This window comes from Bacillus timonensis, assembly GCF_004799755.1.
Lineage (GTDB): Bacteria > Bacillota > Bacilli > Bacillales > Bacillaceae_L > Ferdinandcohnia > Ferdinandcohnia timonensis_A.
In genome coordinates this window covers 13307-33448 of record NZ_SLUB01000051.1, presented here as the reverse complement: position 1 = coordinate 33448, position 20142 = coordinate 13307, and the positions used below count along the sequence as shown (strand labels likewise).

The following is a 20142-nucleotide window of genomic DNA, read 5'->3' as shown; positions in this document are numbered from 1 at the left end:
AGATGTGTATAAGAGACAGGGAATATTCATACTATTTTCAAATTATTTCGAAATTAAAAACCATTTCTATAAATTGAAGTCTCCTTTAAAGAAATGGTTTTCTAAAGTAAAATACATAAAGTCAAAATCCGATTCTTGTCCAATCAAATAGGGAACCAGGGTCTGTTTTTCGTCCCGGTGCATATTCATCGTGCCCGATCACATGACTTCTGTCAGGTAAAATAGTTGGATTTCTCTCCAAGATATTATCTACTAATTGCTGTAATGATTGGTATTGGGCATCCGTATAGCCAACAAGCGCGGGATCAATTTGATTATACGTCTCTTCTCCTATTATCCCTGTCATCTCTTCTTTAGTTCCTATTGCAATGAGCTCAATACCTATCGAATATTGATTCATTTTATTATCGTATTCAGGGAAATCCGGCAAACTCCCTTTTCCGGCATGATAAGCGACTCTATCTTCAGGTACCAGACTATATATTTCTCCCTTGCGATCGATTAGATAATGAACCGAAAGACCATATTCTTCAAAAATAGAATAGACATCATCTACATTATAGGGATCTTCAGGTTTGAGTCCGGCATTACTAATAAAATGGATCATTAGATGTGTAATTTCGTTTATGCGCTTTTCCGAATGATCGAGAGGCAAAGATTTAATGGTAGTTGCAATGATCTCTTCTTGGGCCACGTCTACCTCCGTATTCTCAACTTTTACTTCCTTAGTTTGTGCTGCACAGCCGAACAACAGAGTAGTAAGTATGCAGCCCATACAAATTTTCTTCCATTCCATGTTTTCCAAATCTCCTGCTTTCAACTTAATCCTAGCTTTTGTGGGTATTATCGCCTATATATATTACAATTTCTTGTTTTATGAGATTAATTATACAGTTTAATTACTAGGATGTCAGTCTAAAGTAGGAAGTTATATTGGATTAACGGGTATTACAAAACACACTAATTGAAGCGTTTATAGTTCAAATTCCCATTCTTCACGTAAATTGAGATATAGGACTAATAACTCATTTTCTAATTGCTCATATGTTTTACTCGCTACGTCAATACCTGCCTTTGGTAACAAAATATCGGCAATTTGTTTTGTTCTTCTGTCTTTCACATCATCTTTTAGTTGTAAAAATCGATTGCAATAAGTTTGCAGCAGCTTCCACTCCTTGTTTCCGAAGGATTTTATTGTCCACTGATCGATTGTAATTGAATCCTTCCTAAGACCACGTCTTTGAATTTCCTTTTCAAGTGGACTTTGTTTTTTTAGATTTTTCGCTCGCCTTTCATGGATAACAATTGTACCCGCAACAAGGTCACCCAATCGTTTATGCTTTGGGTGAAAGAAGATCATGATTATTCCCAAAAAGTAGGATGCTGGCAAGGAATCAATAATGCGTAGAAAGTTCCGGATAAAACTTGATAACAATGTTATACTATGCCCGTTTTCTTGAATGACACGAATTCCAACAAGTCTTTTTCCAATCGTCTTGCCTCCAGCAAAAAATTCAAGCAGAAAAAAATAACCCCAGTTTAATAGGAATAACAATATAATGGCTATGGCTACTGGTCCAGAAAAAAACGATTCACCAAGCAACCAAAAATCGGATACTCCGTGTAAAATAAGCAATAAGGTAAATAAAATTAGAAAACTCGCCATTGACAATATCAATGTATCAAGTAAAAAAGCTGCAGCTCGGCTACCTACCCCTGCTAACTGAAATTGAATGGAAACAAACTCAGGTGTTTTAATTTTGGTCAATTCTTGACTCAAAAAAGCCCCCCCTTTTTCTGGTTGTTTTTTTACATTCGTAGTTTCTATTTTTCTCTAAAATTACTATAATAAGGTTATTGCTATTTCAAGAGGTGATTAGACATTGAACATGAAACAATTTGTCAAACAGCACCGAGATGAGTGGAAGCAGCTTGAGCAAATGATATTTATTTTGAATAAGCGCAGAAAATCTCATAGCAGCTACGAAATTAACGAGTTTCATAGACTTTACCAAAAATGCGCCGGGCATCTTTCCTATAGTCAAACCTATTTCCCAAATGAGGAGATTACTCCTTATTTAAATGGTCTTGTGTCAAAGGCACATAATCTATTATATAAGGATCAGGTTTCAAGCTTTCAACAAATTCGCTATTTCTTTAGTACGAAATTTATCGGACTCTTACTTGAGCAATGGAAATTTGTAGTTGTTGCTTTTGTTTTGTTTACTATAGGTGCCGTTGGCAGCTTTTTTTCAGTCCTACAGGATCCACTCCATATGTTTTCTATTTTGCCAGCAGAAATAGCTCAAGGAGTTGATCCAGACTATTTGGGTAGTCAAGATGGTGAAGTTGATTCATCTCTCATGTCAGCAAGTATCATGACAAATAATATTCAGGTTGCAATCCTTGCGTTTGCTAGCGGAATAACCTTTGGGTTGTTAACCGTCTATGTTTTAATCTATAACGGTATCATCGTCGGGGCGCTGGCTGGATTGTTTTGGCATTATGGAAAAACGTATGATTTTTGGGCATATATCGTCCCACATGGGATGATCGAGCTTACGGCTATATTTATAGCAGGTGGAGCTGGCCTGTTAATGGGATACAAGCTACTAGTCCCAGGTCCGTACACAAGAGGTTATCTGCTAAAGGTACAGGCGAAACGCTCTGTTCAACTTCTTCTAGGCACAATTCCTTTATTTGTCATTGCTGGTATCATCGAAGGCTTTATCACACCTTCGACCATTTCGCTTGAAGCCAAATACGCCGTTGCATTTATTACAGTAATTGGGTTAATCCTCTACATCTTGACTGGGAAACTCTTTTTAATGAGAAAAGAAGCTACAGCAAATTCCGATTCATAATATCAATATAATAGGAAACAGCTGTAACTGCTAACTTATCCTCCTTGGCCTCTATCATCATGAGGCCTTGGTTTTCCCATTTTTGTTTTTCTCTCTTTTTTACAAGCATTTGCTGCTGTGCCATACTTTTTAGCATCGCTTTTTGAATAGTTGTCGGCTTCTCATTAATCCTCTGGTTTAGAGTTTCATCCTCTACACCAACCATTAGAAAATAATGCCTTTTTCGTAATTTTCGTAAATAAACCAACGCACTTTCTTCCCGCACAAACGTTTGGACATCACTAAACATTAAAAGCAGACTCCGCTTTTTTTGGACCGTTTCTAAGTAAGATAAAACAGCGCCATAATTTGATTCAACAGCATCTACCTTAACATTATAAATCGCTTTTAAAATCGTTTGAAGATGTGTGATCCCTTTTCCGGCTGGAACAAAAACTTTTACATTTGTTGAAAAAGCTAGCATGGATACATAATCTCCATTTTGAAGAGCTGCTGTCGCTACAGTAAGTGCGGACTCAATCGCTCTTTCTAGACGGTTCCCTTTTTCTAACTCTGCCCCCATCATTCTGCCACAGTCAAGTAATATCGTAATATACTTTCCATGCTCTGGTTCATACTCATTTGTCATGACTTCATGTAATTTAGCAGTTTGTCTCCAATTGATTGTTCGTGGATCATCACCGACGACATAACTTCTGATTTTAGAAAATTCACCTGTTCCGGTTTGTTGCTTGCGAATTTTTACACCTTGATACAATAAAAATTTCTGTGCATTTTCCAGGTATTGCCTAGTTTCTGAAAGATCAGGAATAACTTTTACGTGGTCTTCTATCGTAAAAGTTAGTTGTTTTTCCCACAAACCAAGTACACTTTTGTAACGAAAAAATAGCCTTTTAATTTGATAATCACCGCGTTCCATTGCTTCTATTTGGTAAGTGATTCGTGAAGTCGTCCCACCAGAAATCCTTCCTTTGATAGGAAAGGAATTCGTAAAGGAATCTGGAATACCATCTACAAATCGATAGGAAAGACCGTATATAGAATTGTTGGATATTTCAACCTCAATCAGAGTTGGAAGTCCTCTCTCCATTTCAGACGATACTTTGCGATTGGCAGATAAATCCTTTTTTCTAGGTGAAAAAAATAGATCAACTAAACTTCCAAAAAGAACAAATAGATTAAGAGCTATGATCAGTCCCCATGAGAACCCAAATGATGACAACACCAAAAATCCAATTGAAAGTAATAGGAAAACTAAAATCAACCTCGTTGTAGGCAGTATCCCCCTATCGAGGAACAGGAACCGATCCCACAAGTTTTTCAATGATTTCGTCAATGGTGATTCCCTCCAATTCTGCATGTGGAGATAACTGAATCCGATGCCTTAACGCGGGCTTTGAAACCAATTTCACATCATCTGGTGTGATATAATCTCGCCCAGCCAAATATGCCCAAGCCTGTGCAGCCTTCGCAATCGAAATAGCGGCCCTTGTGCTTGCTCCGAATCGAATGGTTTCAGATTCCCTCGTTTTCCGTACAATTTGCATTATATAATCGAGAACACCGTCACCTAAAATAACTTTTTCAATTTCATTGCGTATGGATAAAAAGGTGGTTAAATCAAGTACACTAGATGCTACATCATTATAGAATTTTTGTTCAACAACCTGTTTGACAACATTTTTTTCGTCATTAAAAGCAGGAAAGTCGATTGAAAGTTTAAATAAAAAACGGTCCTGTTGAGCCTCTGGTAGTCGGTAGGTTCCCTCAAATTCAATAGGGTTCTGTGTAGCTACAACAAAGAAAACCTCAGGTAATTTGTATGTCTCTCCTTGAATCGTAACCTGTTTTTCTTCCATGGCTTCTAACAAGGCAGCCTGGGTTTTAGCAGGTGTACGGTTAATTTCATCCGCTAAAAGGACATTTGTAAAAACGGGGCCTTTTAACGTTTCAAAACGCCCTTCCTTCATGTTGTAAATCATACTTCCTGTAATATCACTTGGTAAAAGATCAGGTGTAAACTGGATTCGGTTAAAATCCCCGCCAAGTAAAGTGGCGAGAGTTCGTACCATTTGTGTTTTTCCGGTTCCTGGAACACCTTCAATTAAGACATGACCGCCAGCTAGAATGGCAGAAAGTAAAAGTCTGAGATTCATATTTTGACCTAGTATTCGTTGCTCATATTTCTCTAGTAAGGATGCAAGTTCTGGTCTCATCCTTTCTCCACCTCTTTTCGTAATTCATCTAATTTATTTGACCATATCAAATAATCTTGTTTGGATAGTTTTTCAGTCTTTACTATTTTTGTGAGGTCATCAAGATATTGTTTAATATCCCTTTCATTTTTTCTAGTCCATCGTTGAACCAATTTGGTAGAAAGGTCTGACCAATCCCGCTGAAATGGAATCCCCCATTTCTCCTGTAAAAGCTGCTTCACGTAATCTGCTTGAATATTTATAGATTCATGGTAGTAACGCCCTCTTAAATACCATGCGCTCAATGCTCGAATACTTTCGTCACTATATCGGACTGTTTCTTCACGGGGAACAATAACTGGTCCAAACCGTTTACCTTTGTACCAAACCCAAAGTAAAACGATAATTCCACCTTGTAAAAGTAAGACTAAAAACCAAGCAGGGTATAAGGTTGTAACTGTAGAAGCATTTTTCGTTCCGTGAACATATTCATCAAAATAATAAACGGAAACATCATGATCTTCAATCAATGATAATACCAATGGAATATGATCATAGTTTGATAGATTGCCATTCAATATCCACTCTGGTGAAATGGTCGTGATGAGTTCACCTTCACCTATATTTTGACTTGTTGCTATTACACCGACATCATCCTCTAATAGTACCTTTTCTCTTTCACTAGGAATGATTCTATTTGTGGCTTGGAAAAAGGCATCAAATTCTTTCCCATCTTTGTTTTTGATGGTAATTGCTTCCTCATTAAAAGGGTCGGTTTCTACTGGAAGGGTTTTACTATCAAACATCCCTCGTGGATTTGATTTAAACAAAACAATTTTGTTTCCAGCCTTTATAAAATCAAGATACCCATCCGCCTCTTCCTGTTCTGGAGTGAAATAAGGTTCCACCATTATAAGAACTTGATTTGCATCTTCGTTGGTAAGAAGGTTTGGTGAATGTGACCATTTTTTAACCTTATGCTCATCGTCTAAATATGTATAAATCGCTTTTACACCGGTTGGAGAAGGTGAATCAGAAACATAATGTGGATACGCCTTTGGGTTATATGATTCAATAAAATACGTTAGAAAGAGTAGCAACGCGATAAGCCCAATTAAGGTGAACCATACTTTACGGTTTTGCATGTTGCTTCTCCTTTCCTCCTTCTGGGTGTTCAAGCCAAGCAAAGGCTTTTTCTCGAAAATGATTGTATTCTACTCGTTCAATCTCATATTCTCCATAGGCAACCTCATCGAACACCAATGCTAAATCATAAAATTCATCAGCCCAAGCCTGTTTAACTTTACGGAGTTCATCATAATACTCCCAATTTGTTTTCCATAATTTCGCCTCTAACCATTCTTTATCGTGGAAAAACAGGAGAAGCGCCAGAAATAAATGCCTAGTCGCAGGTGAAAAATCCTGATTTTTTTCATGCTTTAATGCCTCTTGTAAATGCTTATGATAAGTCCAGCTTAATTCTACAGCTGAATGAAGAGGCTTGTGTTTACTTAAATTTGAATTTCTCCTTTTATTGCGAACAAGTAAAAAGACTGCAATACCTAATAACAAGAGTGCTCCAAGAATGATAAGGACGAGCACCACTTCTGCAGCACCGCTCCCAGACTCGATTGCAGGGAATAAATTTTCAATAAAATCAGCAAGCCATTCTTTTAGTTGCTCCCACCATTCCTGAAACACGTTCCTTGATTCATCATAGTAAATTCGATATTCTTTTCCGTTTAGAATTTCTTCTATCCGGTCCCTTGCTTCATTCATTTGTCCCATAGTAGATCACCACTTATCTTGGTTCATTAAACCCCTCAATCATTTCATCTAAATCTTCAGCATCATGTCGAACCTTCGCATCAAGGTACATCACACCATACCCAACTGCAAATAGTAACGTAGTAAAAATGGATGTAAAGTTAACAATTAAAGATAGTAGAACACTATTTCCTAAAAAGATGCTAAATGTCGCCTCAACTGCAAAGCTAATCGCACTAATAATTAAAAAGAAAACAATATATAGTCCAAAAAGAATCCAGCCTCGTTTCTTAGAAAGATGCCAACTTCTTGACAATCCAGGAGATTCATAGTCTAGTACAACCGAACCAAAATAAAAGCCCCAGCGTGTCAGTAAATAACCGAGTCCAACAAATAACCCCAATCCTAATACTATCGCGAAGAGAACCCCGATTATGTTAATCGCAATGGCACCGAAAATACCAATAGGAACTATAATTAAAATCGAAACAAAGATGAACCCAAAGACTATAAGACCAAACACTATATTGCTTCCAAGCATAGCCCAAAATCGTGAAAAAGCTTTTTTAATCACCGAACTGATTGTATATTCCTCATTTTTGCGGATATGATTTAATGCAATTAGAAGTGCAGCTTCGGCAACAGGGAATAGAACCAAGCCTAGAATACCGATAAACATTGTTCCTAAAGCCCCGCCCAATCCTATATTTTCGGCAACAACTGACTCATCAAAGCTATTCGCGATTTGAGAGATCCAGTCCTCACCAGGACCGACTTCTCTAAAAAAGCTCGTTCCCGATGCAAATAATATGAGTGCCTCGAGTATGTATACCGGTCCCATAAAAATGAGTAAAATCGTAAAAAAGTCCCGAAACCGTTTTTTGCTCAAACTAAAGGTAAGGTCAAGGATTTCCCCAAACCCCTTAGGCTGTGAAAATTTTGTATTCAATCTGCCATCCCCCTATTATGTAATCAAATCCTAATACCGCCTATTTTAACATTATTCTGGAAGTTTTTCTGTATTATTTTAGAAATTTTTTCTAGTAAAGTGGGTGCTTGAATTTAAAAAAAGCCAAATCCCCTATTAAGGAATCTGACGATAACTTTATTACATTATTGAGGTTTAATTGCACCTTTTATATCATATAGATTCAAATCGATTTCGAGCGGTTTTCCCATAGAAAGCTTTGCTAATTCACTACCTAAAAATGGACCGACAGTCAAACCTGACGCTCCGAGACCGTTAGCAACAAAAATGTTTTCATAGCTTGGCATAACTCCAATTACTGGTAAAAATTCTGGGGTGAACGGTCGAAACCCAACTCTTGTTTCTATAACCGTTCCTTCCGATAAACCTGGAGCAGTATGTAAAGCTTTCTCAAAAATTTCATGAAGTCCACCTGCGGTTACTCGGTAATCGATTCCTTTATCATTTTCATGTGTTGCACCCACAACCACTCTTCCCCCATCAAATGCTAAAATGTATTGATCATTTGGTGGCATAACGACAGGCCAATTGTCAGTGTTTGTATTTTCAAGACTTAAATGGACAATTTGGGCCTTTTGTGATGTAACTTGAAATTCAATGTCAAGTGATCTTAATAATTCTTTAGCCCAAACACCTGCTGTTACGATGATTTTATCCGCTCTAATAACTTTATCCTCTATTTTAGCACCAATTACATTGCCATCCTCTTTTACTAACGTAGCACTTCCTTTTCTCTCTAATGCACCATATTGTTTGGCCGCTCGAATTAAAGCATTTCGGAGTTCGCGTCCATTTACCCTTGCAGCACCACTTACGTGTACTGCTGCGTATTGATCGGACAAAGGCGGAAACAATTCTGTTGTTTCAGAAGAAGTCAAACGTGTAATTTCGCCAATTTCTGGTGCATCTTCCAGACGAGTGTGGGCTCGTTCTTCCATTTTATCAAGCTTGTTTTCATCAAAATGTAGACTAATCGCTCCAACCTTTTTATAGCCAGTGTATGTCTCACCCAATGCCTCAAGTTCACCTATTAATGTTTCGTAGTATTTTGCACCTGCTTTCGCTAAATTGTACCACGCTTTATTTCTACGTTGTGATAACCACGGACAAACGATGCCTGCAGCGGCGTCAGTGGCTTGACCTTGGTCTTGTCGGTCGACAATTGTTACTTTTGCACCTGCTTTAGCTAGATGATAAGCTGTTGATGCGCCAAGAATCCCAGCCCCAATTACCAGATAGGTTGTCATGTTTTCTAAATCCCTTCTTTAATACGATATGTAAATTATTTTACTAAAAAAGCAGTTTTAAAACAGCTTTTTGTCGAAATTTGTATATTTTTCTGTTTTTTAACCAGTATATAGATAATGCTGTAAAATATAGGAAAAATTATATACAGCGCAATTTTAAGAAATGAAAGGAGGTAAGGTGAATGGCGAACAAAAATAAAAATAACCAACCACAAACAGGAGCAAATAGTATGGACACGGAATTTGGTGCAGAGCAAGGCATGAGTAAAAAAGCAAGAAAAAAGCGGCTCGCGAAAAACGCAAAAACAAATAATAGTGAAGTAACGAATTTTCGTACCGGTACATATTTGACCTGTTCCTAGGTTTGACTTTTTGGAACGGGTTTTTTCTTTTTTGATCGATTAGCTATAATACCGGTTATTGGACAACCGCAGGTTCCCGTATATTGTTTTAAGGGGGGATTTAATTGAAACAATTGGAACTTCAAATGATTTTGTTCGTTGGGGTAAGTCTTGTTCATGAGTATTGGCAACACTGGGGCCTTCCTAGAGTATATTATTGGGATGTCAGACATAAACATCTCAAGAAAATAGAAGAAGATTCTGATGAGAAAGTCGCATAAAAAAGGGATAACGATGTTACCCCTGTTCCTTAATCTTTAATAGTCGTAAGCTGTTTAATGTAACAAGTAGGGTTGCACCCATATCAGCAAAAATGGCGATCCAAAGCGTGAGCCATCCTGGGACAACCAACAACAAAGCTAAAGCTTTTATTGCTAATGAAAAAGTGATGTTTTGCTTAATGATCCATAATGCTTTTCGACTCAATTTAATTGTAAACGGCAATTTTCGAAGGTCATCAGACATTAACGCAATGTCAGCTGTTTCAAGGGCGGTGTCCGTTCCGGCTCCTCCCATCGCAACACCAACAGTCGCAGCGGCTAGTGCTGGAGCATCATTAACCCCATCACCAACCATCGCCACATTTTGGTAGGTTGCCTGAAGTTCTGTAATAGAAGCTAGTTTGTCTTCAGGAAGTAAATCCGCTTTAATTTCTGTTACACCCACTTCGTTTCCAATCGCATTTGCTGTTAATTGATTATCACCGGTGAGGATAATCGTTTTTTCAATGCCTGCTTCATGTAAGTTACGTATGACCTCTTTTGATGATTCCCTTAATTCATCAGCTACTGCGATGAGTAAAAGAATTTCCTCCTTAGTTCCTAGGAGCATGACTGTTTTACCTTGACTTTGCATGTCAACAATCTGGTCTTGTTTTTCTTTTAATTTACTTTTATGCACTTCTTCAAATAGAGCAGGACTTCCAACATAATAAACTACTTCACCAATTTTAGCTTTCACACCTCTACCTGTAATTGATTGGAAGTCTTCTATCCTTACATCATTATAAGAAAGATCCTTCGCTTTTTTAAGGATAGCTGCTGCAAGTGGATGTTGGGAGCCTTTTTCAATGGCAGCAGTAAGTGTCAGCCATTTTTGTTCATTCTCATCATAAGAAACGATATCAGTTACAGCTGGAACTCCTTTTGTTAATGTACCCGTTTTGTCAAATGCAATAACTTTAAGTGATCCTGCTTCCTCGAGGTAAATACCACCTTTGATCAATACACCATGTCGTGCAGCATTACCGATTGCAGTTACAACTGCAACTGGGGTAGATACGACTAATGCACATGGACACCCTACGACGAGAGCTGCCAATCCTTGATAAATCCATTCGTTCCAACTTGCCCCAAAGAACAATGGAGGAATAACTGCAATTAAAATAGCTAAGACGATGATTGCAGGTGTATAGTATTTCGCGAACTTATCCACGAACGCTTGAGAAGGGGCACGTTCAGCTTGTGCTTCCTCAACCAAATGGATGATTTTTGCAATAGTTGTATCTTCAACTCTTTTCGTTACTCTAACTTCAAGCAGCCCTTCTTCATTCAGAGTCCCAGCAAATACCTCATCATCTGTTGTTTTACTAAGTGGAACACTTTCACCCGTTATCGAAGCCTGATTAATGGAAGAATTACCCTTCATGACGATTCCATCCATCGCAATCTTTTGACCTGGCTTCACAATCATAATGTCCCCAATTTGAATATCCTCGACATGAATCATCTTTTCTTCAGTTCCACGACGAATCAAAGCTTCACTTGGTGCTATATCCATCAATGATTCAATTGAATTTCGAGCTTTATCCATTGAATAACGTTCCAGGGCTTCGCTTATTGCAAATAAAATCACAACAGTTGCCCCTTCTCCCCATTCTCCAATAAGGGCTGCCCCAATTATGGCTACGATCATAAGAGTATTCATATCAAAATTGAAGCGAACGATGTTTTTAAATCCATTTTGAAACAGTGTAAAGCCACCGATTATAATAGCAGCAGCATAACCGATTGTTGAAGTGAGATGTCCTTCTCCATATGCTTCTGCTAAAAGCCAACTCACTAAGAGAAAAACGGCTGATATATAGACTTTAATAGTTTGTTTTTGCTTCCAAAATGGGATTTGCGGTGCTGCTTTTTCATGATCGTCTCGGAGCTTTAAATTTTCAAAAGCTCCTGCCTTTTCAAGTTCTTCAATTGTTGTATTACCTGTTACCGTTATTTTTGAAGCTCCAAAATTTACATTAACATCTGTAACACCATCCAGGTGTTTCACGTTCTTTTCGAACGTCTTTGCACAGCCTACTCAGGAAAAGCCTTGAACACGGTAAGTCTTTGTAGCTTGTTCAGACATCATTCTTCACCTCTTCTTTATGAACAAGGGCAATTTTTAATAATTGTCTAATATGATCATCATCTAAAGAATAAAAAACCAACTTTCCTTCTTTTCTGTATTTTACAACACCTTGTTTATGAAGTGTCCGAAGATGGTGTGAAGCATTTGCAACTGTAACACCAATTACATTTGCTATATCGCATACACATAATTCGTCATCTTTAGTTAAAGCAAAAGCGATTTTGGCCCTATTTTCATCCGCAATCGATTTGAACAATTGGGCTACACTTAAGATATCAACTGTTTTTAACTCATTCTGTATTCGATTTACCTTCTCTTCATCATAACAATAAATTTCACAGGTATCCTTTTTAGACATTTGCATCCCCTCATTAAAGTATTCATTTGAATATAGTATATAACTGAATTATCAGACATTCAAGGGGATATTTGAATAATGGGTCTCATAAAAAATTAATTAGTTATCATCCCATGCTTTTGTTAATGTCTCTCGAAAGAGCTGATTCAGTTGAGGTGTATGATCTGATATATTGCGTTTAGGTTTAGATATATCTTGCTTTAAGTTTGAAAATTGTTCATTAATAAAAGTGTCAATTATAAAGTTATGTTCTTTTAGATTTTCACCTATTGATTTTAATTTCATCATGTTTTCAATGTTTGTTTTCAATGCGTCATTGGGCAAGAGTTCTTTTATTAAGCTATTCATTTCAAGATTGCCCATACGATTGTACTTTTGAATGTATTTGGCCATTAAAAGTGGTCGGATTACATTCATATAGGTTTTTATATTTGGTTCTTTCTCCTGAATCGCTTTAAAATTTCCCTTTGCCATTTTGACGTAATGATAGATGCAAGCATTTGGCGAAAAAATTTGCGGCTCAAGTTGCTGCATCTTATCAACGAAGGAATTAGTTTGGGAATAGATGATAGTTGAATGTAACCATTCTAAGAGACCCGGATTTGATTTACGAAAGAGACGAAGTGCCTTTGTAAGCTCCCAACCGCTCATGTCCACTAATGGGTTTAATGAAATGTTTACTTTATCGTGTTTCGGAATTTCAAGCACGTCTCGCTTTTGATCAATCGAAAGATACCAATCGGTTTTATGTATATAAATAAAACGCACATCATAGTCACTATCTTCAGAAGAAATACCCCAGGTTCGGCTCCCTGCTTCACATGCATAGAGAATTTTGATGGCATATTCCGTTTCAATTTGATTAAGAACTTCTATGATATGTTCTTTCATAGTGATACTCCTTTTCTTCACATGAGAAAAGGAGATGCGAATGTCATCTCCTTTTACAAATAGTATTCTCTAATTACGTATACATAAAACGTAGCATTGCATGTGCGGCAAGCCTACTTGTGATATCACGAATATCTTTAGACGGATCTATTTCAACAATATCCATTGCTTTCACTTTTGGATGGTCTGCCGCTGCTGTAATACTTGAAAGTAGCTCTCTTGATGTCAAACCACCAGACCCAATCGCTGGACAGCCTGGTGCAAAGGCTTGATCAACCACGTCCATATCGACTGATAAATAGATAATATCAACCTTTTGCGATAGTCGTTCTATTTCTTTTTGAATAATAGGAACAATTCCAACGCGGTCTACATCATCCATTGTGTACACTTTGACGCCTTTGTTTTTTACATATAGATGATATTCACGTGCATTTGCAAAGTCACGAATGCCAATTTGGGTAAGATCTTCTCCGTTTAGAAAGCCACCCTCTAATAAACTACGGAAAGGTGTCCCGTTTGTTCGACCACCATCCTCTAAATTTCGGACATCATGGTGAGCATCCCATTGGATGACACCGACTCTTCCGTAATATTCCCCAAAGGCACGAATCGATGGAAAGCTCACACTGTGATCGCCACCTAGCATGATAAACTTATTACATGAATTGGTTTGCAGCATTTCTTTCACACTTAAATATAAACGTTCAGTGGTTTCTTCAAGATTTGTCGGATGGATAAGTACATCACCAAAATCTACAATTGAGGTACCTTTGTAATCTTTGTTTTTTTCCCCTGAGTATGTTGAATAAGCGTTCAATACGTTTCGTATCGTTTTAGGTGCGTCCGCTGCGAACGATGGTGAGATTGACGACTTTGATGCAGGAAGACCGATCAGACCAAAATCAGCTTTGGTTCCATTTTGATATGCCTTTATGCATTCGGTCACTTTCGTTACATATTGATCTTTAAAAATGGCAGGCTGACCTGGTGTGAGAAAATGAAAATTAGACATGATCGTTTCTCCCCCACACTTTTTTACCATTCACATACACACTATTTGTATGGTTAACACCAAAATGGTATGGAAGGTACATATAATTTGGAATATCCCATAGGACAAAATTTGCATGTTGACCGATTGTAAGTGTTCCAGCTTCTTCCCCTTTACCGATTGCAAATGCGGCATTGACAGTAACTGCATTCCAAACTTCTTCTGGTGTCATTCGTAATTTTAGGGCAGCAAGTGACATGATAAACTGTAAGTTTTCAGTTACACAGCTTCCAGGATTAAAATCAGTTGCAAGAGCTACAGCTACACCTTCATCGATCATTTTTCGAGCACGCGCATAGCTGTCCTTACCAAGATAAAAGGTTGTTCCAGGTAACAAAACAGCAACAGTATTGCTGTTGGAAAGCATCGTTATGGCTTCATCAGAGGCAGCCACTAGGTGGTCGGCACTTGTTGCTCCCAGTTTAACGGCTAACTCTGTTCCTCCTAATGAGTCAATTTCATCAGCGTGAATTTTTAAGCCAAACCCCTTTTCCTTTGCCTTTTGTAAAAAGTATTCCGATTGCTCTGTTGTAAATACACCGGTTTCACAGAAAATATCAGCGAACTCGCCAAGTTTTTCTTCACTAACAGTATCAAGTAGTTGTACCATCTCTTCCAAGAAATCTGTTTCTTTCCCTTTGTAGGTTGGAGGAATGGCGTGTGGCCCTAAAAAGGTTGATATGATTGATATTGGGTAATTTTCATTTAGTTTTTTTACAACTTTTAATTGTTTTAATTCAGTTTCTGGATCTAAACCATAACCGCTTTTAGCTTCCAACGTTGTGACTCCGTATGAAAGGATACGTTTTAGATGGAAGGATGCCTTTTCATATAGTTCTTCCTCTGTTGCCTTTCTTGTTGCCTCAACGGTTGATAAAATGCCTCCACCATTTGCTAGGATTTCAAGATAGGGAACACCCGCTTGCTTTAATGCAAGCTCTTTTTCACGAGACCCACCGAACACCAAATGGGTATGAGGGTCGACAAGGCCAGGGGATACCACTTTTTGCTGTGCATCAAAACTTTCTTTCGTCTGTAAGTGATTGGCTTCAACATTTGTTCCAATCCACGCTATTTTTCCATCCTTGACTGCTAATGCAGCATTTTCTTTAACATTAAGCTGCTTCATTTCTTCCCCTTTAAGGGGTCTAGTTGTTTCTTTTGGTAAAATCAGTTGTCCTATATTGTGAATGAGTAAATCGTACTGCATGTTTACATTACCTCTCCTTTCTTGGTAGATTGATAGTCTTACAACATCGGGATGTCGACTCCTTTTTCCTTTGCTACTTCAATTGCCTTTTCATAACCGGCATCTGCATGGCGTACAATACCCATGCCTGGGTCAGTAGTAAGGACTCTACGAAGTCGTTCTTCTGCTAAATCCGTTCCGTCAGCAACCACAACCATTCCTGCGTGTAGTGAATAGCCCATCCCGACTCCACCACCATGATGGACAGAAATCCATGAACCACCTGCGGCAACATTGATTAAAGCATTTAATATAGCCCAGTCACCTACCGCATCACTACCATCCTTCATGCTTTCCGTTTCACGGTTTGGTGAAGCAACAGAACCACAGTCTAGGTGATCCCGACCAATTACAATTGGTGCTTTCAATTCACCTTTTCGAACCAATTCATTAATGGCAAGGCCCATTTTTACACGTTCCCCGTATCCAAGCCAGCAGATTCGAGCCGGCAGCCCTTGGAACTCTACTCTTTCTTGAGCCATTTCAATCCAGCGAAGCAATGCTTTGTTTTCTGGGAATAGTTCCTGAATTAAGGCATCTGTTCGGTAAATATCTTGTGGGTCCCCAGACAGAGCAGCCCAGCGGAATGGTCCTTTTCCTTCACAGAATAATGGACGAATGTATGCAGGCACAAAGCCCGGAAAGTCAAATGCATGATTAACACCTTCGTCTTTTGCTACTTGACGAATATTGTTTCCATAGTCAAATGTCACGGTTCCTCTACGTTGAAATTCTAGCATTGCTCGAACATGCTTTGCCATGGAGGCAGTTGACAATTTCATATAATTATTTGGGTCTTCAGCACGCAGTATATTTGCTTCTTCAATAGAATACCCTTCTGGAACATATCCGTTTAACGGGTCGTGTGCAGAAGTTTGGTCAGTCATTACATCAATTTGGATGTTGCGATTTAGGATTTCGTGATGCACTTCGGCTGCATTTCCAATCAATCCAATCGATAAGGCATCTCCATTGCGCTTGGCCTCTAGGCCCCACTTAATTGCTTTATCAATTGAATCTGTCATTCGATCACAATACTTCGTATCAATGCGTTTTTGAATACGAGACTTGTCAACATCCACTGCGATGCAAACACCACCATTCATGGTAACTGCAAGTGGCTGAGCACCCCCCATCCCGCCTAATCCAGCTGTTAGAGTAATTGTTCCTTTTAATGAACCGTTAAAATGCTGGCGTGCAACTTCAGCGAAAGTTTCATAGGTTCCTTGTAATATCCCTTGGGAACCGATATAGATCCAACTTCCTGCTGTCATTTGGCCATACATCATTAAGCCCTTTTTATCAAGCTCATGGAAATGCTCCCAGGTTGCCCACTTCGGTACGAGTACAGAGTTTGAAAGTAAAACACGTGGTGCGCCATTGTGAGTTTTAAATACTGCGACTGGTTTTCCAGACTGAATTAACATCGTTTCATCATTTTCTAAACGGCGGAGAGTGGATACAATTGCATCAAAGGCTTCCCAATTTCTTGCGGCTTTTCCAATACCTCCGTACACAACAAGTTCTTCTGGTTTCTCCGCAACAGCAGGATCTAAATTGTTATATAGCATTCGTAAGGCGGCTTCCTGCTCCCACCCCTTACACTCAAGCTCTGTTCCCTTTTTTACATGTACGACACGATTTTGAATTGACATTGCTTTTTCCCCTCTCAACGTTAATTTCTAATTAGTACTAAATTGGCTGTCCACACTAGATTATTTTTTTTAAGCCATTCTGTTACCTGCTCAATATCATTTGCGAAGATACGGTCCTGAGTTATCGACGGAACAATTTTTCTTGCATCTTTATAAAAGGCCTGAGTAGCAGGTGCCATTTTGTGTGTGCCACGATATTCGACTGCCTGCAAAGCACAAATACATTCAATCGCTAAAACTCGTCGTACATTTTGTATAATTTGATATGCATGGCGCGATCCGATTGTCCCCATGCTCACATGATCCTCTTGGTTGGCAGAAGATGGGATGGAGTCTACACTTGCAGGGTGTGCGAGTGTTTTGTTTTCAGATACGAGTGATGCTGCCACATACTGCATAATCATTGCACCCGATTGTAAACCAGGTTGTGAACTTAAAAATGGTGGCAAATCATTTAATTGTGGGTTCACTAATCTTTCAATTCTTCGCTCAGAAATACTCGCAAACTCAGCAACTGCGATTTTCATAAAATCCATCGCAATGGCGATAGGTTGCCCATGGAAGTTTCCGCCTGAAATAACCAAGTTCCCATCTTCAAAAATTAACGGATTATCAGTGGCTGCATTCATTTCAATTTCTAGTTTTTCTTTTACATAGTCTAATGCCTGCCAGGAAGCTCCGTGTACTTGTGGAATGCATCGTAATGAATAGGCATCCTGCACTCGCTTTTCCCCTTGTCTTGTAATCAATTGACTTCCTGATAAGAGGTCACGAATTCTTTTTGCTACATCCATTTGCTGTTGATATCCACGGGCCTCATGTATAGCTGGATGAAAGGCATCAATAATTCCTTCAAGTCCCTCAAGTGTTAAAGCTGCAATCATATCACTTTGTAGGGCTAGCTGTGTGGCTTCTAACCAATTGACCACACCCATGGCAGTCATTGCTTGGGTACCATTAATGAGTGCAAGACCTTCCTTTGCCTGCAGAACAACTGGCTGTATTCCCTCTTTCAAGAAAACATCCTGTGTTACAAAAATCCTTCCATTATAATGGACTTTACCTTCTCCGAGAAGAACAAGGGCTAAATGTGAAAGTGGCGCTAAATCTCCAGAAGCTCCGAGTGAACCCTGCTGTGGAATAACTGGATGTATTTTCATGTTTAATAAGGTTACTAGACTTTCAGCAATGACAGGACGAATCCCCGAAAAACCTTTCAATAGTGCGTTCAACCGAAGTAAAACCATGGCGCGTGAAACAACTTCAGGGAAAGGTTCGCCAACCCCACAGGCATGAGAGCGAATTAAATTAAGCTGTAGATCATTGACATCGTCATCGGCAATGATGACATCACTAAATTTTCCAAATCCGGTATTGATTCCGTAGATGGTTTTTTTATCAGTCACGATTTTCTCAACTGCTTTACGACTTTGTTCTACTTTTTGAAGTGATTCTTTGCTTATTGTTACTTGCTCATAGTCATAACAAATCCGTTTGACTTGTTCTAACGTTAACGACTGTCCTGTTAACTCAACCATACGCATCCTCCTACCTATTTATGTGTCCAAAACTTGTTCCAGTAAATGAGTCACGAAAAAAAGAAAAGAGACGATAATGGCATAGAGATACCATCATCGCCTCCTATTAACTAAAGGACTATAGGCAATGTAAAAACATTGTATTATAGTTTTAAATATGATTGATTCCGAGACCAATGGTTTCGTGTTCAAGACCTTTAATAGGGGCACCTATTGTTCCATAAAAGGCCACCGCAATCCATTCGCCTTCTTCCTCATTTGTATAAGGTGTCCCTCGAACGATTGCAAAACGAAGACCTACTGTCCGACTGATTTCGCCGATTGCCGTTTGCCCTCTTGTAACCCCTTCGATTCCTTCGATAATTGCATGGTATAGAGCATGGGTTTCACGGTATTGTGATTCATGAATAAGGCCATGACGCTTAGCAGCTGTTTCAACAGCAGCAATCACCTTTTGCATATTCATCGAACCAACTTTTCCTTGACAGTATTTAATATCCTGTAATGACCGAGAAAAAGCTTCCATTTCATCCTCGGTTAAGGTTGCAAGTAATACAGCAATTTTACCAATTGCTATTTTTTGACTCATATCTAAGAACCTCTAATTTCTGAATTTCCCTATTATCTATTAACTACTTATATTGTAATGGTCAGCCAATCAAAATGTCAATGGATTTGGTAAATTTTAGTATATTACTATAGTAGTAGTCTACCATGTTAAAGGTTTAAGCAAATTTTTGAAACACGACACTACCTTTGATCACATCTTTTTCATGTTGGTTTACCGCAACAACATCAAAGATTAGATTGTTTTCGTCTATTCTTTTTAATATTGCATTTAGTGTGATCACGTCATCTAAAAATACCATATTCCGAAATCGGATTGAAAAGGTTTTGATAAAACCTTCCTCATAAAAAAGGGTAAAAAGCTTTGCAAGGTTCCCCATTGTCCACATGCCATGTGCAATCACCCCAGGCAACCCCGCTTTATGTGCCTCATCTTCAATGGTATGGATTGGATTGTAATCGCCGGAAGCACCCGAATATTTAATTAAGTCCATTCTTGAAACTGGAGGTAGCTGTATGCTTTCTAACGAAGAACCAATTTCAATATCCTCTAACGTACTCATACCATCATCCCCTTTCTAACCGCTTCTGTAAGAATAACAACAAGCTTTGAAGAAAAAATGAGATTCCCATTTAAGTCCTCCCCATTTTCACTAATGGTTAAAAAGCTCATCGACCCTGTAGATCCTTTTTTCACCACGTATTTTTCTACCTTTGAGTAACAATAAATCTCTTCTCCAACTAGTAATGGTCTTTCATAATTATAAATCTGTTCACCATGGATGAGACCTTTTTCAGGTAAAACGAACCCCTCAATATTCCCGAAATCAAATACTCTAGGAAATGTAGGTGGTGCGATATTTGTTTTATATCTAGAAGCCTTACCAAACTCTTCATCCATAAAAATGGGATGAGGGTCACCTATTGCCTCTGCAAATTTCTTGACAGCTCCTCTTTCAACGACATTTTTTATTTTTGATGATTGTTTACCGATAAAATCTTTATACACGTGT

Annotated in this window: 21 protein-coding genes; 3 read left to right on the top strand and 18 right to left on the bottom strand. The window is 38.5% G+C overall.

Going from position 1 to position 20142, the window contains the following annotated elements; all coding sequences use genetic code 11:
• Positions 1-121 precede the first annotated feature (121 nt).
• Complete coding sequence (locus tag E1I69_RS19640; RefSeq protein ID WP_136381262.1) at positions 122-796, bottom strand: N-acetylmuramoyl-L-alanine amidase; 675 nt, start codon at positions 794-796, stop codon at positions 122-124.
• Positions 797-973: 177 nt separating this feature from the next.
• Positions 974-1780: an RDD family protein gene (locus E1I69_RS19635; RefSeq protein WP_136381261.1), complete on the bottom strand. Its 807-nt coding sequence runs from the start codon at positions 1778-1780 to the stop codon at positions 974-976.
• Positions 1781-1883: 103 nt separating this feature from the next.
• Between E1I69_RS19635 and E1I69_RS19630 the strand changes: the two genes are divergently transcribed.
• Positions 1884-2864 carry a stage II sporulation protein M gene (locus tag E1I69_RS19630; RefSeq protein WP_136381260.1) on the top strand — a complete coding sequence of 327 codons (981 nt, stop codon included), beginning with the start codon at positions 1884-1886 and terminating at the stop codon, positions 2862-2864.
• Here the strand turns inward: E1I69_RS19630 and E1I69_RS19625 are convergent.
• The 6 genes from E1I69_RS19625 to E1I69_RS19600 all read right to left on the bottom strand — a co-directional run bounded on the left by E1I69_RS19625 (position 2842) and on the right by E1I69_RS19600 (position 9061).
• The gene (locus tag E1I69_RS19625) at positions 2842-4200 is read right to left on the bottom strand and encodes a DUF58 domain-containing protein (RefSeq protein ID WP_136381259.1); all 1359 of its coding nucleotides are present in this window, start codon (positions 4198-4200) and stop codon (positions 2842-2844) included. The genes E1I69_RS19630 and E1I69_RS19625 overlap by 23 nt on opposite strands.
• Positions 4151-5080, bottom strand: coding sequence for an AAA family ATPase (locus tag E1I69_RS19620; protein ID WP_136381258.1), 930 nt, complete (start codon positions 5078-5080; stop codon positions 4151-4153). Before E1I69_RS19620 ends, E1I69_RS19625 begins: the two co-directional genes overlap by 50 nt.
• Complete coding sequence (locus tag E1I69_RS19615; RefSeq protein WP_136381257.1) at positions 5077-6204, bottom strand: DUF4350 domain-containing protein; 1128 nt, start codon at positions 6202-6204, stop codon at positions 5077-5079. The genes E1I69_RS19620 and E1I69_RS19615 overlap by 4 nt, the downstream gene beginning before the upstream one ends.
• A complete protein-coding gene (locus tag E1I69_RS19610) occupies positions 6191-6847 on the bottom strand; it encodes a DUF4129 domain-containing protein (protein ID WP_136381256.1) in 657 nt (218 codons plus the stop codon). Before E1I69_RS19610 ends, E1I69_RS19615 begins: the two co-directional genes overlap by 14 nt.
• A 13-nt stretch (positions 6848-6860) precedes the next feature.
• Entirely contained in the window at positions 6861-7775 is a 915-nt protein-coding gene (locus E1I69_RS19605) for a hypothetical protein (RefSeq protein WP_136381255.1), read from the bottom strand.
• Between the two features lie 164 nt (positions 7776-7939).
• Positions 7940-9061 (bottom strand): NAD(P)/FAD-dependent oxidoreductase, encoded by a 1122-nt coding sequence (locus E1I69_RS19600; protein ID WP_136381254.1) that lies wholly within the window; start codon positions 9059-9061, stop codon positions 7940-7942.
• A 182-nt stretch (positions 9062-9243) separates the two neighbouring features.
• Between E1I69_RS19600 and E1I69_RS19595 the strand changes: the two genes are divergently transcribed.
• Positions 9244-9423 carry a hypothetical protein gene (locus E1I69_RS19595; RefSeq protein ID WP_136381253.1) on the top strand — a complete coding sequence of 60 codons (180 nt, stop codon included), beginning with the start codon at positions 9244-9246 and terminating at the stop codon, positions 9421-9423.
• A 104-nt stretch (positions 9424-9527) separates the two neighbouring features.
• Positions 9528-9683: a hypothetical protein gene (locus tag E1I69_RS24745; protein WP_165439171.1), complete on the top strand. Its 156-nt coding sequence runs from the start codon at positions 9528-9530 to the stop codon at positions 9681-9683.
• Positions 9684-9699: 16 nt separating this feature from the next.
• Here E1I69_RS24745 and E1I69_RS19590 read toward each other — a convergent pair whose 3' ends face one another.
• The 10 genes from E1I69_RS19590 to E1I69_RS19545 all read right to left on the bottom strand — a co-directional run bounded on the left by E1I69_RS19590 (position 9700) and on the right by E1I69_RS19545 (position 20138).
• Complete coding sequence (locus tag E1I69_RS19590) at positions 9700-11814, bottom strand: heavy metal translocating P-type ATPase (protein WP_161974946.1); 2115 nt, start codon at positions 11812-11814, stop codon at positions 9700-9702.
• Positions 11807-12175 (bottom strand): ArsR/SmtB family transcription factor, encoded by a 369-nt coding sequence (locus E1I69_RS19585; protein ID WP_136381251.1) that lies wholly within the window; start codon positions 12173-12175, stop codon positions 11807-11809. Before E1I69_RS19585 ends, E1I69_RS19590 begins: the two co-directional genes overlap by 8 nt.
• A 99-nt stretch (positions 12176-12274) precedes the next feature.
• Positions 12275-13066, bottom strand: a complete 792-nt coding sequence (locus tag E1I69_RS19580; protein WP_136381250.1) for a nucleotidyltransferase domain-containing protein — start codon at positions 13064-13066, stop codon at positions 12275-12277.
• A 73-nt stretch (positions 13067-13139) separates the two neighbouring features.
• Positions 13140-14081 (bottom strand): formimidoylglutamase, encoded by a 942-nt coding sequence (gene hutG, locus E1I69_RS19575; protein ID WP_136381249.1) that lies wholly within the window; start codon positions 14079-14081, stop codon positions 13140-13142.
• Positions 14074-15330, bottom strand: a complete 1257-nt coding sequence (hutI, locus tag E1I69_RS19570; RefSeq protein ID WP_136381248.1) for an imidazolonepropionase — start codon at positions 15328-15330, stop codon at positions 14074-14076. Before hutI ends, hutG begins: the two co-directional genes overlap by 8 nt.
• 38 nt (positions 15331-15368) lie before the next feature.
• Positions 15369-17024 (bottom strand): urocanate hydratase, encoded by a 1656-nt coding sequence (gene hutU, locus E1I69_RS19565; protein ID WP_136381247.1) that lies wholly within the window; start codon positions 17022-17024, stop codon positions 15369-15371.
• A gap of 20 nt (positions 17025-17044) precedes the next feature.
• Entirely contained in the window at positions 17045-18562 is a 1518-nt protein-coding gene (gene hutH, locus E1I69_RS19560; protein ID WP_136381246.1) for a histidine ammonia-lyase, read from the bottom strand.
• Between the two features lie 151 nt (positions 18563-18713).
• Positions 18714-19151 (bottom strand): hut operon transcriptional regulator HutP, encoded by a 438-nt coding sequence (gene hutP / locus E1I69_RS19555; RefSeq protein ID WP_136381245.1) that lies wholly within the window; start codon positions 19149-19151, stop codon positions 18714-18716.
• Between the two features lie 136 nt (positions 19152-19287).
• Entirely contained in the window at positions 19288-19692 is a 405-nt protein-coding gene (locus E1I69_RS19550; RefSeq protein WP_136381244.1) for a MaoC/PaaZ C-terminal domain-containing protein, read from the bottom strand.
• Positions 19689-20138 (bottom strand): MaoC family dehydratase N-terminal domain-containing protein, encoded by a 450-nt coding sequence (locus E1I69_RS19545; RefSeq protein WP_136381243.1) that lies wholly within the window; start codon positions 20136-20138, stop codon positions 19689-19691. The genes E1I69_RS19550 and E1I69_RS19545 overlap by 4 nt, the downstream gene beginning before the upstream one ends.
• Between the last annotated feature and the right edge of the window lie 4 nt (positions 20139-20142).

Bases quoted from the DNA above. Each gene is read 5' to 3' on its own strand.
- E1I69_RS19640 (WP_136381262.1), bottom strand. From the start codon at position 796: ATGGAATGGAAGAAAATTTGTATGGGCTGCATACTTACTACTCTGTTG.
- E1I69_RS19620 (WP_136381258.1), bottom strand. From the start codon at position 5,080: ATGAGACCAGAACTTGCATCCTTACTAGAGAAATATGAGCAACGAATA.
- E1I69_RS19615 (WP_136381257.1), bottom strand. From the start codon at position 6,204: ATGCAAAACCGTAAAGTATGGTTCACCTTAATTGGGCTTATCGCGTTG.
- E1I69_RS19610 (WP_136381256.1), bottom strand. From the start codon at position 6,847: ATGGGACAAATGAATGAAGCAAGGGACCGGATAGAAGAAATTCTAAAC.
- E1I69_RS19600 (WP_136381254.1), bottom strand. From the start codon at position 9,061: ATGACAACCTATCTGGTAATTGGGGCTGGGATTCTTGGCGCATCAACA.
- E1I69_RS19595 (WP_136381253.1), top strand. From the start codon at position 9,244: ATGGCGAACAAAAATAAAAATAACCAACCACAAACAGGAGCAAATAGT.
- E1I69_RS19585 (WP_136381251.1), bottom strand. From the start codon at position 12,175: ATGTCTAAAAAGGATACCTGTGAAATTTATTGTTATGATGAAGAGAAG.
- E1I69_RS19580 (WP_136381250.1), bottom strand. From the start codon at position 13,066: ATGAAAGAACATATCATAGAAGTTCTTAATCAAATTGAAACGGAATAT.
- hutG (WP_136381249.1), bottom strand. From the start codon at position 14,081: ATGTCTAATTTTCATTTTCTCACACCAGGTCAGCCTGCCATTTTTAAA.
- hutI (WP_136381248.1), bottom strand. From the start codon at position 15,330: ATGCAGTACGATTTACTCATTCACAATATAGGACAACTGATTTTACCA.
- hutU (WP_136381247.1), bottom strand. From the start codon at position 17,024: ATGTCAATTCAAAATCGTGTCGTACATGTAAAAAAGGGAACAGAGCTT.
- hutH (WP_136381246.1), bottom strand. From the start codon at position 18,562: ATGGTTGAGTTAACAGGACAGTCGTTAACGTTAGAACAAGTCAAACGG.
- hutP (WP_136381245.1), bottom strand. From the start codon at position 19,151: ATGAGTCAAAAAATAGCAATTGGTAAAATTGCTGTATTACTTGCAACC.
- E1I69_RS19550 (WP_136381244.1), bottom strand. From the start codon at position 19,692: ATGAGTACGTTAGAGGATATTGAAATTGGTTCTTCGTTAGAAAGCATA.